Here is a 15,165-nt window from a genome sequence, read left to right as displayed (position 1 = left end):
TGCTCTTTTTATATTTATCTCACTATTTACGGGCAGTAAAATTTCCACCCAAAAATGCGGCTGTAAAGAAAAGAAGTTAGGTGGGAGTCGGGCTGTCCGTAAAAGCCAAATTGGTGTGAGCTAATAATCAGTGGGGGATGGACCCCCGCTGATTAAAGTTTCACTTTATTGTTCATGAAGATTCTTTTTCGGGAGGATCAAAAAATCATTGATCTTGTTGGACAGTAGATAATGAACAAAATTTACCTATTTTTAATTTCGTTTCATCATTCCACGAAAAAATAGTAGAGCCTACTTTGCTATAAGTATAATCATCAATATCATATTGGGCGTATTCAGGTTTTTGATTTAAACATAACATGATTATTTGGCGTTCTTTCTCAAGTAAGTAATGGATATGGAAGGGGGAAGGAAGATGAATATTCCTGTATGAAACAAAAATATACAAGTTCTTGTGAAGGAAGAAAATAGTATAATAACTTCTGCATGTTAAACTAACGACAGGGAGTGGAAAATATGAGACATCAAATGGGATTATATAATGAACCTTTTCAATCTATTTATTCTGGAAAAAAGGTATTTGAAGTTAGGTTGTACGATAAAAAGCGTCAACATATAAAACAAGGTGATGAAATTGTATTTACTAACCTTGTGACAGCAGAAACAATTGATGTAAAGGTAACAGAGATAAAGCGATACGAAAGCTTTAAACAAATGTACAAACAAATTGATAAAAAATTATTTGATTGCGAAGAAATTAGTATAGAAGAAATGTTAGAAAGTACATACGAAATCTATACGAAAGAACAAGAAAAAGAATGGGGAACAGTTGCGATTGGTGTTGAGGTAATAAAGTGAGAAGAAATCGCGGTGCAGCTATTATTGTACAGGACGGTAAAATCGCTCTTATAAAACGTGTTCGAGAAGATGAGATGTATTTTGTTTTTCCAGGCGGGGGAATTGAAGAAGGAGAAACACCTGAAGAAGCAACGAAGCGAGAGGTTTATGAAGAATTAGGGGTACATATACAAGTGGAGCATCTGATTGCAAAGGTGGAGTATAAAGGTACGGAGTATTATTATAATGCCCATATTACAGGTGGAGTTTTCGGAAGTGGTAAAGGCGAGGAGTTCGAGTTGAAAGATAGAGGGAGTTATATTCCTTTATGGATGCCGATAAATGAGTTGCCAAATGTAAATATAAAACCGTATGATGTGGCCAAAAGTGTATTCGATTATTATAGGGGATAAGGTCTGACAACATACAAAAAAAACCATTGACATAGCCTTCTGATTTAAGTATTGTATTCGAGTATGTTTATAATCAGGAGGTTTATATGAGCAATCAAACTACTACACATCATGTGAAAATGACAACAGCGGATCCATCTGGAATTGGTCTATTTGGATTAGCGATGGTAACACTTGTAGCATCATCTCAAAAGTTAGGCTTAACAGATGGCGTTTCACTTGTATTACCATGGGCAATCTTTTTAGGAGGATTTGCACAAATCTTTGCATGCATTCACGATGCAAAGCATAACAATACGTTCGGTACAACAGCATTTGGTGCGTACGGCCTATTTTGGTTAGGTGTTGGAATGACTTGGTTAATTCAACTTGGAGTATTTGGCGAAAAATTAGCCCAAACTGCAGATTCAAAACAGCTTGGTGTAGCCTTTATCGGATACTTGATTTTCACGATCTTTATGACAATTGGTGCAATGGAAACACATAAAGTATTATTTATGATTTTCGTCCTTATTGATTTCTTATTTATCGGTCTTTCATTAAGTACTTTAGGTGTTATGCCGCACGCAATGCATAATTTAGCAGCGTATTCTGAACTATGTATTTCATTATTATCTTTCTATGGTTCAGCAGCAGCAGTGTTAAATACACACTTCGGAAAAGTTGTATTACCAGTTGGAAAACCATTTGGTATTTTTAAAAAGTAATAAAAAAGAACGGATGATTGTATAGTCATCTGTTCTTTTTTTTATTTTTATTTATTTATTTATTGATAGCTACAGCAGTAGATCCTGTCATCTCGGAAATCTTTTGAGAGCTTGCGGGGGTGCCATCTATCGTTACATGAACTTGTTGCTTAGGGTTCGCGGTAACAACCCAGGCGTTTGGTAAATAGCGTGATTTATGAGATAAGGTTGAAGGGATGTTTAAAATGTCTCCCATTGCGTACAATGTTGCTGACGAGCCCCCGTCCATTGCCATTGCATTTATGGCCCCTTTTTCATAAAGAATATCTTGGCAGTCTCTTAAAGAAGCTCCGATACTATGAGGTTGTCTTCCATCAATGATGAAAAACATAATTGATCCATCTTTTTTCTGAGCCATAATACTTCGGGGACCATAGCCCCATCCGCCATCATTTGTAATCATTTTTTCGCCATTTACAATTAGTTGAGGCATAAAGCCAGCAGCGGAAACGACATTCTTATTTAACAGTTGATTAGCAGAAAACTCTCCTGAAACCATTTGTCCGTATTTTGTAAGTCCACTGACGAGAGTAGGGGTATTAATGTCTTGCGGTGTGTTTATAACCTTCCCGTTTTCCATAACAATACCGATGCCTGTTTTACCACCACCATGCCCCGTTTCATCCCAGAACCCACTAGCATTTACAGCAGCAAGTGCATGATTTCGCTTTGCCATGACATATATTTTTTCCCCAACGTCTTTTCCTTGTGAACCTTGTTGTGTAACGAGCTTTACATTTAATGGATTACTAATAGTCATTAATTTACCTTCGAAAAAATGGTCGTTATATTTTTTCTTAACTGTTTCAATTGAAACAGTTAGTGGTAAATTTTTCTTTCGCTCTAGTTCTTGTTTTGAAAGTTTTGTATTGGCAAACTCGCTATTTTTCCATTTTGGATTTGTAATGGATTGAGAAATATCATTTAACTCTTTATCAGACAGTAATGTAATTTTTGCGTATTGCGGATGTTGAGACGTTAAAATACTTTCTGCTGCGATGACACGTAAATTATGGCCGTATGAAGTGCCAAATAGGATAATGGCACCTACTGTTAATAATAGTGCTGTCAAAAGAGACGATATTTTCAAAAGTCTAATAAAAATTTTTTTCATTATAAAGACTCCTCTTTTTGTAAAATCGAGATTGTTTGTTACCTGAAAATAATGAAATGTGTAAATGGCCTTTCGCATTATATATGCAACATATTAAATGTGAAAGGATGTATATACAATAAGTTGAGAAACTAGATTTGGCAATAGATGAATATGAATGTTAATACTCAAAATGAAAAGGTAATAGTCAGATGTACGATTTCTTTTGACATAAATGAAAAGGATATAAATCGGATGAAAATAATAATTGAAATTGATTCTCATTATTAATATAATGAGAATGAGAATCATTTATTGTAAGAGGGGGATGCCAAAGTGGCGAAAATTTTAATAGCGTATGCAAGTATGTCAGGGAATACAGAGAGTATTGCTGATTTAATTAAAGTAAGTTTAGATGCCTTTGATCATGAAGTAGTATTGCAAGAGATGGAAGGTATGGATGCTGAAGAATTATTGGCTTATGATGGAATCATTTTAGGATCTTATACGTGGGGTGATGGTGAATTACCATTTGAAGCGGAAGATTTCCATGATGAGTTAGAAAATATAGATTTAACGGGTAAAAAAGTGGCTGTTTTTGGATCAGGTGATACGGCGTATGAACTGTTTTGTGAAGCGGTAACGATATTTGAAGAACGTCTTGTAAAATGCGGGGCAGAACTTGTACAAGAAGGATTGAAAATTGAATTAGCTCCAGAAGATAAAGAAGACGTTGAAAAATGCAGTGATTTTGCAATTGCTTTTGCCGAGAAGTTCTAGGAATGGGAGTGTCAACGTGGAAACAATGTTAAGTGCAACTGCTATTACAAAGTTAAGAGATGGGAAGCTTTTGTTAGCTACTACATATAATGGTTTATTCATTGAAAAAGATGGAGAATGGAAACAGGTTTTAACTGGTTTCCAAAAACGAATTCGAGATTTACATAGTGAAGGTAACGTAGTTTACGGAGTAGGAGACGAAGGAGTTTTTATTCGTAGTATGAATGGTGGAGAAACGTGGACGATCCAGCGCTTTCCAACGAAAGCAACGAGCTGGAATGTATGTAGTAATGAGGATGGAACAGTAATTACACATGGAGATAAAACACTGTATCATTCTAATAATTTTGGTTCCACATGGGAGACCATTCAGCCATTTCTTAATTACGGTAGTGATGCACCATCTATTCGTTCATTATTTTTATATAAACATTACTTATTTATCGGTACGAAAATACATGCTAAATATGGTGGTGTTTGGCTTTTTGATTTAGAGACACATAAATTAAAAAGGATTAAAATAGCGATGAATCAGATGATTTCTGCGTTGACTATGCATAATTCTTATTTAGTAGCGGCAAGTGGATCGTGCAAGGGAATTAGCGGGAATATTTCTTTTTGCAAAATAAATGAGAGTATTGAGAATGAAAAAATATGTTGGCATACATGTCAAAATGAGCAAAAAGCTAGTAGCTATTTAGACTTAAGCGTAGATCAACATGTGTTATATACAACGTCAACACAAAATAAGGCGGGAATTAGCACAGTTTGCCGTGTGCTTCTTGATGAAGGAATTGTTACAGTATGTGATTCGGTTAAAGGGCACGGTTGGCGCATCGTTAATGAAAAAGAAGGCTATGTTGTAGCCGGTTCAGGCGAATCAAAAGCGATGCAGTGGAAGGAAAAAGTAATATAGCTTAAAAAAAACTTTACTTTTATTATATTGATATGATATAGTTACTTTAAACCATTTTACTTTTAATAATATAGAGATTTAAATGAGCTGTAACTTCCGAGGAGGATAGCAATGTTAAATCTCCTCTGGGGTTGCAGTTTTTTAATATATGAAGTATTATAGTAAAGTGGTTGAAAATGAATATGTACATATAGGTACATTGTAGGAGGATTTTTAAATGCAAAACGGTAAAGTAAAATGGTTTAACGCAGAAAAAGGTTTCGGTTTCATCGAGGTTGAAGGCGGAGAAGACGTATTCGTTCATTTCTCAGCTATCCAAGGCGACGGCTTCAAATCTTTAGAAGAAGGTCAAGAAGTTACTTTCGAAGTAGAACAAGGTAACCGTGGACCTCAAGCTACAAACGTAAACAAGAAGTAATTATGAAAAAAAGAAGGGCTTGCCCTTCTTTTTTTTTGCGTTTTTTTGATGAGTGAATGTCCTTCTATGTATATTTGCGAATAAGACTGAATTTTTGATTTATATTTAAGTTTATTAAATGTATAAACTGCATGTATAAATAGATACTGAAAATAAAGTGAAGCTGTTAATTAGGCTTTTCATATTAATAGGAATTAGAAAGAGGTATACAAATTGAAAAAGGCTACACATTTCATTGTGTTTGATATTGAAAGGAATTTTAGGACGTATAAATCAGAAGATCCGTCAGAAATAGTTGATATTGGAGCTATAAAAATAGATGTGAGTACAATGAAGGTTATTGGAGAATTTTCAGAGTTAGTAAAACCAAGTGCCCCATTAACTCGTCATACAACAAAATTAACTGGAATTACAAAGAAAGATTTAATTGGTGTAGAGAAATTCCCTCAAATTATAGAGAAATTTATTCAGTTCATCGGAGAAGATTCTATATTTATTTCATGGGGAAAAGAAGATTATCGTTTTCTATCTCAAGATTGTACATTAAACGGTGTAGAATGCCCATGTATGAAAAAAGAGAGCAGGTTTGATTTGCAAAAGTTCGTTTTCCAAGCGTATGAAGAATTGTTTGAACATACGCCAAGTTTACAGTTCGCAGTAGAACAAATCGGTTTAACATGGCAAGGAAAGCAACACCGAGCTTTAGCAGATGCTGAGAATACAGCAAATATATTTCTTAAAGTATATGGCGAGAGAGATATTAACAAACGATATAAAAGACATGGTGATCTTGAACTTGTAAAGAACGGGAAACTAACAGAAAAAGCGAAAAAAAAGATGCGGAAATGGGTATTTAAAGAAATGAGAAAAAATACAGAGCGTCCTTTTGTATGGAGTGCATTCGAAAGTAGTGACACGTGGGAAAGTGTAACGGAAAGATATTATATAAGTGAATCTGCAGTAGAACTTCTGAAAAAACACTTTCCTACGGCGGTGAGAAAAGCGGAGCGGCAGTTGAAGTATTTGGCTGAGATGAAGAAGCTGGAGGAAGAGGGAAAGGTAAAGTAAGCGTATTAAGGTATCTAAGGCTAGTCCTCTTTTTATGAGGAGAATTTATTGGTGAGCAATGTAAAAACTCCTATTCCATTTATAGATATAGGAGTTTTTTAGTATTTACTTTTTAAGTGAGTTGTTCACTCTTTATATTCTCGAATAAACTCACTGACATTATCTGAAAGAAGAAAATGTAAAGACGCCGTGATAGTAGATATATCCCAGTCCCACCAGGAAATTTGTTGAAGTTCTTCAATCACTTCTGGTGAGAAACGATACCGAACCAACTTTGCTGGATTACCTGCTACTATTCCATATGGCGGGATATCTCGTGTTACAACGCTTCTTGCGCCAATAACAGCTCCGTTTCCGACTTTGACTCCAGACATAATCATAGCGCCACTGCCTATCCAAACGTCATGCCCAATAATTACATCTCCCTTAGTTTTGGGATGACCGCTAAACCCCGCACCCTCGGGAACTATCACATTAAATGGATAGGTACTAATCCAATCTGTTCTGTGTTCGCCACCTAAAAAGACTGTTACATGGTCGGCTATGGAACAGAACTTACCTAATTTAAGCGAAGCTCCTTCCCCCCAAGTACGAACATTAAGGTCCCCATATGACCAATCTCCTATTTCATACGAAGCAAGCTGTGGATTTTGATTTAAGAACAACCCCTGCACCTCCCAAATAGATATAGTATCTTATGTATATGGGTTTAGAGGGGAGGAAAGTAGTGAATGGTAAAATTAAATCTATAAAATGATATCTTGTTTCTTTAAATCACACAAATATATTAGTATCCCTGCTTCTTCTCAATTCGCTCAATCACGTCTTGCAACTCATCCGGCTTCAAAAACTCAATCGGAGAGAACCCTTTCTCAAACGTAAGTGTGTCTGCTTCAATCATTAATACATATCGGTCGTTTACCTTAGCAATATGTATTAGATCTCCGAAATCAGCAAGCAGAGCCTTCACAGAGATATGATCTGCTTTTAACGTTAATTCTACTTCTGGGGCGTGCTCGACGATCTGAGCGGTAGCTTCCATTACTTCTTCGGTTGAAAATTGTTCCATAATTTCACGTTTAGGACTAGCAGCCCATACTTCCATTGCTTGGTCGAATTGTTCGCGTTCTTCAGTACCTTCTTCAAAGACGTCTTCAATTTGGTCGTATACCATGTCCATTACTTGTGTTTTCATAATTTCAGGCATAGAGCGCTCGTATTCGACGAATTTTAAGAAGTCTTCAAAGTAACGGGCGTGTGATGCTTGGTGTATTTTTAGTTCGCCAGGCTCTACCATACCTTCTTCAGGCATGTATGGATATTGGATAGATTTCATATTCTTTGTTGTGATGGCCATTTCAACGTTACGAATAAGCGTTGATTCATCAGAAATGGAAGCAACCTTTGGTTCGAAGTCACATTTCATTACGAATACGAATGGATCATCAAAGTATTTGCTTAGTTTTGCTTGAGCGATTAAAAATACACCACCACGTACAGCGCTTGTGTCAAGGTATGTATAAACGAGAGGTTCGCTCATATCTTTGAAGTTTTCTTTTGTTTCTGCAAAACGAATACGATTAAATAAGTTGTAATGAGGGTTTGAATCGAGTTCATGCCCTTCTTCTACAATAAAGCGACCAATCTTTGTTGGGGCTTGTTCTGTTTTTGCGTGACGTTCTACTTTTCGCTTTGAAATTTTTAATAATTCACCATTCAAAAATTCTTTTAAAGAGCTATCTTCATACTCTTCAGCGTCTAATGTTTGAAAATGTTTATAGCGTTTATCAACTGCTTCACCTTTTCCTTCAACTTGTACCACATAAAAGGAAAGAAAATTTATTTCAAAATCCATATTTATCACCTTGTTTCATTTCATTAACTCTTATCAGTATAGAGATGGAGAAAACTTTCGTCAATTTATATAAGGAAGGGGGCGTCCCTTCCTTATATATTTTTTATTTTCGAAATTAAAATCCGTCTTCTAATGCTGAAAATGGAATGTTTAGTCTATTTTCTACTGTACGTAAACGCTGATTTAAGCGGTTTAATCTACGTATATGACGCTCAACTGTGTTTTCTAGTTGACGTACTCTTTGCTCAAGCTCATTTACTCGTCTTTCTAATTGACGGTTTCCAGTACCAGGAAAAGAGATTGGAAGTTGAAATTGGCGATTTGAATCATATGGATTAATTTGCTCTGTTTGATCTATATATTGTTGGTATTGTGCCTGTAAATCATATTGAGGTTGGTACCCATATTGGTTATATGGATCATAAGGATTGTAGGGATACATAAAAACATCCTCCGTTTCTTAAGGGTGGGTTGAATTCATCATAATGTATGTGCAAAAGCGGAGTAGTGGCACGGCAAATACCTATATACGCTGAAGTGAATGATTGTTTTTACCTATAAAAACTCGGTTAAGTTGTTTAATAATGATCACATATGAGAAGGTGGTATTACGGTTTCTGAAGTATGCAGGTGAATAGAGAGGTGAAATGAAAGAGTTTTACATTTGTATTTCATCTGTTTAATGGTATATACTGGATAGAAATAGGTTGCATAAAAGTTACAATCATATCAAACTCAAAAATTTATATAAATATGTATAGACATTTACAAAAGAAAAGAGTAGTTTATATAGAGTAAAAAATAACTTGTAACATTTTCTAAATATATTGTAAAATGATTGTAACAAAACATACATAAAAATGAAATAATACATAAGAAATGACGTTGGGGAAAAGGAGAGAGTATATTGTTCCGTAAAGTAAAGGGTATATTAGTAGGGGTGCTATGCGTAGCTGTAGTAAGTGGTTGTGGTACAAAAGTAAGTGATGTGGCATTAGTAAGTGATATCGGTGGAAACGTTGTAGAAGCTAAGGCTGAAGTGCAGGATAACATTAGCTTAGTGGATGGTCGTACGGGTACTGAAGTAAAGAAACTAGATTTATCGAGTTTAGGCTATTTTGAAGATGAAGCGAAATTCAAAAAATCGGTAACGAAGGTTGCTGGTGAGGTTGGGAAAAGCGTCGATAAAAAGATGGTTGCTTCACGTATAGCACCTGATGGAACATGGCAAGAAGGAAAGCCTTCTTATGAATTAATGGAAAAAGAATTAGTAGACAAATTATTAAATGTAGGTATGTGGGATTCTACGTATCAGTTACCAATTGTGGAAAAAAAACCTGTCGCAACACTAAGTGATGCGCAAGGAAGTGGTACTGTAATTGGTAGATATGAAACGAATTTAGGTGGATCAACAGGTGGCCGTATTGAAAATATTCGTTTGTCTGCGGCAAGCATAAATGGAGTTGTTTTAGCGAAGGGAGACAGTTTCTCTTTTAATGCACTAATCGGTGATACAACACCAGATAAAGGATATCAATTAGGAAAAGAAATTGTAGATGGTAAATTAGTAGATGGTTATGGTGGTGGCGTTTGTCAAACATCATCAACGCTATACAATGCAGCAGATCAAGCTGGTTTGAAAATGGTAGAGAGAACTACACACTCTAAAACAGTAGGTTATGTACCACAAGGAAGAGATGCTACAATTGCATATCCATATTTAGACTTAGTATTTGAGAATACGAATGATGCTCCTGTTAAGCTTTATATGGGCATTCAGGGTGGAAAGTTAGTTGCTGAAGTACATAAGATGAAATAAATATTATAAGCTATAAAAATAAAAATGCAGCCATTATTTCTAAGTTTGATAGAAGTAATGGCTTTTTGTGTACAGTTTATTAAGGATAGTAAATTAATGTATTACTAGTATATTCGAAAAAGGGGTGGGTTTAATTCTTAGTTTTCCTATTGACATTGTTTTAATTTGGCTGTATTCTTCATAATAACAACTAAATAAATGGAAAAATTTATTAGTTTTCTTATCAAGAGAGATGGAGGGACTGGCCCGGTGAAATCTCAGCAACAGGCTAAAAAGCACTGTGCTAATTCCAGCAAACGAAAAAAGCGTTTGGAAGATGAGGGGAAATGGATTAACATTCAACTCTTCTTATATGTGTAAGAAGAGTTTTTTGTCTAGAAAGGGGGGAGCAAAGTGAAATTTGATGTGGCGTATTTTTTAGAAAGCTTTCCGCAATTATTTAAGTATGTATACATAACTTTAGGGATTACTGTTGTTTCAATGATTATTTCTTTCGTTATAGGGATTGGCCTGGCGATCATTACAAAAAACAAAACGAAATTTTTATATCCAATTGCAAGGGTGTATATCTCTTTCTTTAGAGGAACACCGTTATTAGTTCAATTGTTTGTGTTGTATTTCGGATTGCCGCAAATATCTCCGGCTTTTACAGTACTTACAGCTATGCAAGCAACTTTAATTGGTCTCAGTTTAAATAATGCTGCTTATTTGTCAGAGATAATTCGAGGTTCATTAAATGCTGTGGAATCAGGGCAAATGGATGCTTGTTTATCAGTAGGGATGACAAAGGCGCAAGCGATGCGACAAATTATCTTTCCGCAGGCTATTCGTGTAGCGGTGCCGTCACTTGGAAATAATTTTGTTGGATTGTTAAAAGAATCTTCGTTATCTTTTGCACTTGGGGTCGCTGAAATTTTAGCGCAAGCGAAAATGCTAGCGGCACAATCGTATCGTTATATGGAAAGTTATTTAGCGGTAGCGATTGTGTATTGGATTATTACAATCGTAATTAGCTGGGGACAGAAAAAGCTAGAAAAGAAACTCGACGCACCGTATTTATAACAGAAATGAGGTGGTATATGTGATTGAGATAAGTGATTTATATAAATCCTACAAGCGTAATGAAGTATTAAAAGGAATTTCACTTACTGTAGAAAAGGGGGAAGTGGTAGTAATTATTGGACCTTCTGGTTCAGGAAAATCGACACTACTAAGATGTTTAAATTTATTAGAACAACCGGATGATGGCAGTATTAGAATTGAAGATTTAGAGATTCATACGAAGAAACTTTATCAAAAAGAAATAATAAAATTACGCCAAAAAACAGCAATGGTTTTTCAAAACTATAATTTATTTAAAAATAAAACAGCATTGCAAAATATTACAACACCATTAACGGTTGTACAGAAAAAAAGTGAAGAAGAGGCAAAGGGAATAGCGAGAGAAATATTAAAACAAGTAGGCTTAGCTGATAAAGAAGATTTTTATCCGGCAATGTTATCAGGCGGGCAACAGCAAAGGATTGGGATTGCTAGAGCAATGGCTTTAAATCCAGCTGTATTATTGTTTGATGAACCGACTTCAGCACTTGATCCAGAATTAGTTAATGAGGTATTGCAAGTTATTAAAGAATTGGCAAGACAGCATATAACGATGGTTATTGTTACACATGAAATGAATTTTGCAAAAGAGGTGGCGGATCGCATTATATTTATGGCTGATGGAATTATCGTAGAGAAGGGAACGCCAGAAGAGATTTTCCGAAACCCACAAAATGAACGTACGAAAAAGTTTTTACGGCAATTAAATGCTTCTGAAGAAGGCAATCATTTCGTTATTTAGGAGGAAGAGTTATGAAAAAATCGTCATTATTACTAACATTAGCATTAACGGTATCGGTAGGGATTTTGTCTGCTTGTGGTTCTAATACAGCAAGTGAAAAAACAAATGAAAAAGTAGTGAAAGTCGGGACTTCTGCAGGTCGTAGCCCATTTATTTTTAAAGAAGGTGAAAAAGTAAAAGGTTTTGATGCTGAAATTATTGAAGCAGCTGCTAAAAAAGCTGGATATAAAGTAGAATGGAATGTTTCTGATTTTGAAGGGTTATTTGGTTTATTAGATTCAGGTCGGATTGATACGATTGCAAATGAATTATCTGTTTCTCCGGAAAGAAAAAAGAAATATGATTTTTCGATCCCGTATGTGTATTCAGGTTCTGTTTTTGCGGTGAAGAAAGATAATCATACAATTAAATCGCTAGAGGATCTAAAAGGAAAGACTGTAGGTGTTGGACTTGGTACAGCAGGAGAGCAAGAGCTAAAAGCTTTAAATAAAAATAATGCTTTTACGATTAAAACGTACTCAGAGGATCCAACGGCGGAATTGAACGAAGTAGGATTTGGACGCGTCGATGCTTATTATAATGATAAAGTTCAAGTGGAAACAACAATAACAAAGGCGAAACTAGATAATGTCAAAGTAGGATTTGGTCCACTTGAATGGGGAGAGATTGCATTTCCATTTGCAAAAAAGAGTGAAAAGTTAGAAGATATAAATAAGGCGCTAAAAGAATTAGAACAAGCTGGAACATTAAGCGAAATATCGAAAAAATGGCTAAAAATTGATGCTACAAAAAAACAAAATTAAGGTGTATTTGTTGAATGGGCCCATTGCCTATCAACTTACATAAAAAACTAAAGGGAACTGGAGAGGAAGTTATTCATGGTACAAATTCATCCGAAAACACGTATTGGTCATGTTGAATTTAAAGTAAAAGATTTAGATCGTCAAATTGCTTTTTATGAGAATGTAGTAGGGTTAGAAGTAATTAAGCAAAAGGGGAATAAAGCATATTTAGCAGGAAAAGGTGGTAAGAATACGCTACTTGTTCTTGAAAAGTTAGAAGATGGAGCACTGCAAGAACCACGTACGACTGGTATATATCATGTTGCCTTTTTAGTTCCGACTCGTGAAGCCTTTGCTTCGGCACTATTTGGTGTGATTCGCAATAAGAACGTCATTGATAGTCCGGCTGAGCAAGAAGGACGTTATACATATTCAAATGAAATTTTGCCAATTTCAAGATTTAATAGCGCAAGTGATCATACGTATAGTGAGGCGTTTTATTTACAAGATTTAGAGGGAAATGGTATCGAGATTTATGCAGACCGTCCACGTGATCAATGGGGAGAAGGGCCAGGAGGAAGTACGCCGCTTGACTTAAAAGAACTGGCAACGCTCGTTGATTATGAGGTCGATGGATTACCAGCTGATACGGTTGTTGGACACGTACATTTACGAATAGCTGATGTAGAAAAATCTCATGAATTTTATGTAGAAACAGTAGGTTTTGAAGTGCAGCAGCGTGAAGATGATTGCTTATTCATTTCGGCAGGAGGGTATCATCACCATATCGGTGCAAATACGTGGAACGGGGTAAATAATCCGCACCCGCCAGCACATGCAACTGGATTAAAAGTGTATACCATTGTACTACCACACAAAGAAGCGCTAGATGAAGTAAAAGGAAGATTATTAGAAAGACAACATGAAATAAATGAAACTACAAATGGATTTACAGTAGTAGATCCGAGTGGTATTACAGTACAGTTTGAAATAGAAGCAGCATAAAACAAGCCAGAAAGTGTGCAATCACTTTCTGGCTTGTTTTTACTTATTCACAGCTCAACCCAATACCTTCTTACAACATTACCATCTTCTTCAGTGAAATCTTCATCACGGAGACCGCCGTTATGTAAAATTGTTTTCTCTGAAGCAGTATTCACTTCGTCGCAAACGACAAGTACTTTCTTGATGCTTAATTCCTTCGTTTTCTCTAATGACAACTCGAGTAACTTCGTAGCATAGCCTTTTCTTCTTTCAGAAGGGCGAATACCATAACCGATATGACCTCCAGCATTAAACAAATGATCTGTTAAACTATGACGAATATTAACAGCTCCTACAATTCTATTTTTATCTGTAACGAGCCAATACGTAGAGTCTGGTACCCAAGTTTCAGGAATATTTATTCCGTTATGTGCATCGTGTAATTCTTGAATCATTGCCGTGAAATTAGAAGGGTCTTTTGAAATAACCCATGGGATCATCGTTTCACCGCTATCTTTCCATTCGGTATAAAACTCTAAGTATTCTTCTTGTAAATCGGTAGTAGGTGTAAGTAAAGAGACGTTCATTGTTAGTAAGCTCCTTTTATTTATATTTTATTCCACAAAATTGCGTTATGAAATGAAAGCGTTTTCCGTATTTCTCAACCTCATTTTATGAAATCCACATTCTGTTTTTAAATAAAAAATAGTTTTGCTTTGAAATTTAAAGTTTTAGGTATTAAAAGTAGGGTATTTTTCATTTATGTTAATATTTTAAATATTAACATAAATGAGTCGGGATATTAAGTTTATTTTAATGAAATTCTTTTATATCGATAAATGGATGTGCGTGATAATTTTTGTTTTATCTATCTATAATGAATGAAAGGGGGAAGTGTTCGTGAGTTTAGATATTGATTTTATTATACGAATAGGGGTTGCTGGATTATTAGGAGCGATGATCGGTATTGAAAGAGAAATTCGTTCAAAAGAGGCAGGACTAAAAACGCACTTCTTAGTGGCGGTAGGAAGTGCTTTAATAATGGTTGTTTCGAAATATGCTTTTTCGGATGTTGTGTTTGAAGACCATATGTCTCTTGATCCGAGTCGTATTGCAGCACAAGTTGTTAGTGGAGTAGGGTTTTTAGGTGCGGGTACAATTATTATTCAAAAGCAGGCAGTGAAAGGATTAACGACAGCGGCGGGTTTATGGGCTACAGCAGGAATTGGATTAGCAATTGGAGCAGGTATGTATGTAGTGGGCGTTGGAGCGACGATTCTCGTTTTAATTGGTTTAGAGATTGTAAGTCGTATTTTTAAGTTGCGATTTTTATTTCCGCAAAATATAACAGTGCAAATTTGTATGAATAAACATGAAGCGGTACAACAAATATTAGAAACGCTACAAGTGAAAGGTATTTCAATAATTACATATGAAGTTGAAGCTTTACAGCACGATACAGGTGTGGTTTATAAGGTAGGAATGCAGCTGAAAAATATATCACCTGAAGAAAAGAATGCATTTATTCAGCATATGCAAACATTACCGGAAGTCACGTTTATAAAGTTAAAATCATAGCGTTGACAAAGAGGATAGATATAGCAGGAATTT

18 protein-coding genes, 1 pseudogene and 1 riboswitch are annotated in these 15,165 nt (G+C 35.5%); of the genes and pseudogenes, 13 read left to right on the top strand and 6 right to left on the bottom strand.

All coding sequences use genetic code 11. The features are described from left to right. Positions 1-229: 229 nt before the first annotated feature. Positions 230-361: pseudogene (locus FT637_RS22260) on the bottom strand (antibiotic acetyltransferase); the annotation flags it as partial. Between the two features lie 155 nt (positions 362-516). Here FT637_RS22260 and FT637_RS22255 point away from each other — a divergent pair. From FT637_RS22255 to FT637_RS22245, 3 genes are all read left to right on the top strand, one after another. Then, positions 517-858 (top strand): ASCH domain-containing protein, encoded by a 342-nt coding sequence (locus tag FT637_RS22255; RefSeq protein ID WP_193648151.1) that lies wholly within the window; start codon positions 517-519, stop codon positions 856-858. Continuing rightward, positions 855-1,250, top strand: a complete 396-nt coding sequence (locus FT637_RS22250) for an NUDIX hydrolase (protein WP_193648150.1) — start codon at positions 855-857, stop codon at positions 1,248-1,250. The genes FT637_RS22255 and FT637_RS22250 overlap by 4 nt, the downstream gene beginning before the upstream one ends. Positions 1,251-1,336: 86 nt before the next feature. Then, a complete protein-coding gene (locus tag FT637_RS22245; RefSeq protein WP_000070943.1) occupies positions 1,337-1,957 on the top strand; it encodes an acetate uptake transporter in 621 nt (206 codons plus the stop codon). Between the two features lie 55 nt (positions 1,958-2,012). On the opposite strand, the gene FT637_RS22240 is transcribed toward FT637_RS22245, so the two are convergent. Beyond that, complete coding sequence (locus FT637_RS22240) at positions 2,013-3,110, bottom strand: phosphodiester glycosidase family protein (protein WP_193648149.1); 1,098 nt, start codon at positions 3,108-3,110, stop codon at positions 2,013-2,015. Positions 3,111-3,425: 315 nt separating this feature from the next. On the opposite strand from FT637_RS22240, the gene FT637_RS22235 reads away from it, so the two are divergent. From FT637_RS22235 to FT637_RS22220, 4 genes are all read left to right on the top strand, one after another. Next, a complete protein-coding gene (locus FT637_RS22235) occupies positions 3,426-3,869 on the top strand; it encodes a flavodoxin (protein WP_001062757.1) in 444 nt (147 codons plus the stop codon). Positions 3,870-3,885: 16 nt separating this feature from the next. Further along, positions 3,886-4,785, top strand: coding sequence for a WD40/YVTN/BNR-like repeat-containing protein (locus tag FT637_RS22230; protein ID WP_193648148.1), 900 nt, complete (start codon positions 3,886-3,888; stop codon positions 4,783-4,785). A gap of 217 nt (positions 4,786-5,002) precedes the next feature. Next, positions 5,003-5,203 carry a cold shock-like protein CspB gene (gene cspB, locus FT637_RS22225; RefSeq protein ID WP_001179147.1) on the top strand — a complete coding sequence of 67 codons (201 nt, stop codon included), beginning with the start codon at positions 5,003-5,005 and terminating at the stop codon, positions 5,201-5,203. 213 nt (positions 5,204-5,416) lie between these two features. Further along, positions 5,417-6,271, top strand: coding sequence for an exonuclease (locus FT637_RS22220; protein ID WP_193648147.1), 855 nt, complete (start codon positions 5,417-5,419; stop codon positions 6,269-6,271). Between the two features lie 125 nt (positions 6,272-6,396). Here the strand turns inward: FT637_RS22220 and FT637_RS22215 are convergent, their stop codons facing one another. The 3 genes from FT637_RS22215 to FT637_RS22205 all read right to left on the bottom strand — a co-directional run bounded on the left by FT637_RS22215 (position 6,397) and on the right by FT637_RS22205 (position 8,568). Next, a complete protein-coding gene (locus tag FT637_RS22215; RefSeq protein ID WP_002199728.1) occupies positions 6,397-6,936 on the bottom strand; it encodes a CatB-related O-acetyltransferase in 540 nt (179 codons plus the stop codon). A 122-nt stretch (positions 6,937-7,058) separates the two neighbouring features. After that, positions 7,059-8,126, bottom strand: coding sequence for a DUF3900 domain-containing protein (locus FT637_RS22210; RefSeq protein WP_193648146.1), 1,068 nt, complete (start codon positions 8,124-8,126; stop codon positions 7,059-7,061). Between the two features lie 115 nt (positions 8,127-8,241). Continuing rightward, on the bottom strand, positions 8,242-8,568 hold the full coding sequence (locus FT637_RS22205) for a hypothetical protein (protein WP_193648145.1): 327 nt from the start codon (positions 8,566-8,568) through the stop codon (positions 8,242-8,244). A gap of 465 nt (positions 8,569-9,033) precedes the next feature. On the opposite strand from FT637_RS22205, the gene FT637_RS22200 reads away from it, so the two are divergent. The 5 genes from FT637_RS22200 to FT637_RS22180 all read left to right on the top strand — a co-directional run bounded on the left by FT637_RS22200 (position 9,034) and on the right by FT637_RS22180 (position 13,575). Continuing rightward, a complete protein-coding gene (locus tag FT637_RS22200) occupies positions 9,034-9,945 on the top strand; it encodes a VanW family protein (protein WP_193648144.1) in 912 nt (303 codons plus the stop codon). A gap of 217 nt (positions 9,946-10,162) precedes the next feature. Further along, positions 10,163-10,268: riboswitch (SAM riboswitch) on the top strand. A 70-nt stretch (positions 10,269-10,338) separates the two neighbouring features. Beyond that, positions 10,339-11,007 carry an amino acid ABC transporter permease gene (locus tag FT637_RS22195; protein ID WP_193648143.1) on the top strand — a complete coding sequence of 223 codons (669 nt, stop codon included), beginning with the start codon at positions 10,339-10,341 and terminating at the stop codon, positions 11,005-11,007. Between the two features lie 19 nt (positions 11,008-11,026). Then, positions 11,027-11,788, top strand: coding sequence for an amino acid ABC transporter ATP-binding protein (locus FT637_RS22190; RefSeq protein WP_193648142.1), 762 nt, complete (start codon positions 11,027-11,029; stop codon positions 11,786-11,788). 11 nt (positions 11,789-11,799) lie between these two features. After that, positions 11,800-12,591, top strand: coding sequence for an amino acid ABC transporter substrate-binding protein (locus tag FT637_RS22185; RefSeq protein ID WP_193648141.1), 792 nt, complete (start codon positions 11,800-11,802; stop codon positions 12,589-12,591). A 75-nt stretch (positions 12,592-12,666) separates the two neighbouring features. Then, positions 12,667-13,575 carry a VOC family protein gene (locus FT637_RS22180; protein ID WP_193648140.1) on the top strand — a complete coding sequence of 303 codons (909 nt, stop codon included), beginning with the start codon at positions 12,667-12,669 and terminating at the stop codon, positions 13,573-13,575. 47 nt (positions 13,576-13,622) lie between these two features. Here FT637_RS22180 and FT637_RS22175 read toward each other — a convergent pair whose 3' ends face one another. Beyond that, positions 13,623-14,141 (bottom strand): GNAT family N-acetyltransferase, encoded by a 519-nt coding sequence (locus FT637_RS22175; RefSeq protein WP_193648139.1) that lies wholly within the window; start codon positions 14,139-14,141, stop codon positions 13,623-13,625. Positions 14,142-14,454: 313 nt separating this feature from the next. On the opposite strand from FT637_RS22175, the gene FT637_RS22170 reads away from it, so the two are divergent. Continuing rightward, on the top strand, positions 14,455-15,132 hold the full coding sequence (locus FT637_RS22170; protein WP_193648138.1) for an MgtC/SapB family protein: 678 nt from the start codon (positions 14,455-14,457) through the stop codon (positions 15,130-15,132). Positions 15,133-15,165: the final 33 nt, after the last annotated feature.

Source organism: Bacillus cereus, assembly GCF_015071065.1.
Classification (GTDB): domain Bacteria; phylum Bacillota; class Bacilli; order Bacillales; family Bacillaceae_G; genus Bacillus_A; species Bacillus_A cereus_BA.
Note: the sequence above shows the minus strand (reverse complement) of the source record. Positions and strands in the feature narration are given on the sequence as shown.

Coding starts and splice junctions, on each gene's coding strand:
- FT637_RS22255 (WP_193648151.1), top strand. CDS start 517: ATGAGACATCAAATGGGATTATATAATGAACCTTTTCAATCTATTTAT.
- FT637_RS22245 (WP_000070943.1), top strand. CDS start 1,337: ATGAGCAATCAAACTACTACACATCATGTGAAAATGACAACAGCGGAT.
- FT637_RS22240 (WP_193648149.1), bottom strand. CDS start 3,110: ATGAAAAAAATTTTTATTAGACTTTTGAAAATATCGTCTCTTTTGACA.
- cspB (WP_001179147.1), top strand. CDS start 5,003: ATGCAAAACGGTAAAGTAAAATGGTTTAACGCAGAAAAAGGTTTCGGT.
- FT637_RS22210 (WP_193648146.1), bottom strand. CDS start 8,126: ATGGATTTTGAAATAAATTTTCTTTCCTTTTATGTGGTACAAGTTGAA.
- FT637_RS22205 (WP_193648145.1), bottom strand. CDS start 8,568: ATGTATCCCTACAATCCTTATGATCCATATAACCAATATGGGTACCAA.
- FT637_RS22185 (WP_193648141.1), top strand. CDS start 11,800: ATGAAAAAATCGTCATTATTACTAACATTAGCATTAACGGTATCGGTA.
- FT637_RS22180 (WP_193648140.1), top strand. CDS start 12,667: ATGGTACAAATTCATCCGAAAACACGTATTGGTCATGTTGAATTTAAA.
- FT637_RS22175 (WP_193648139.1), bottom strand. CDS start 14,141: ATGAACGTCTCTTTACTTACACCTACTACCGATTTACAAGAAGAATAC.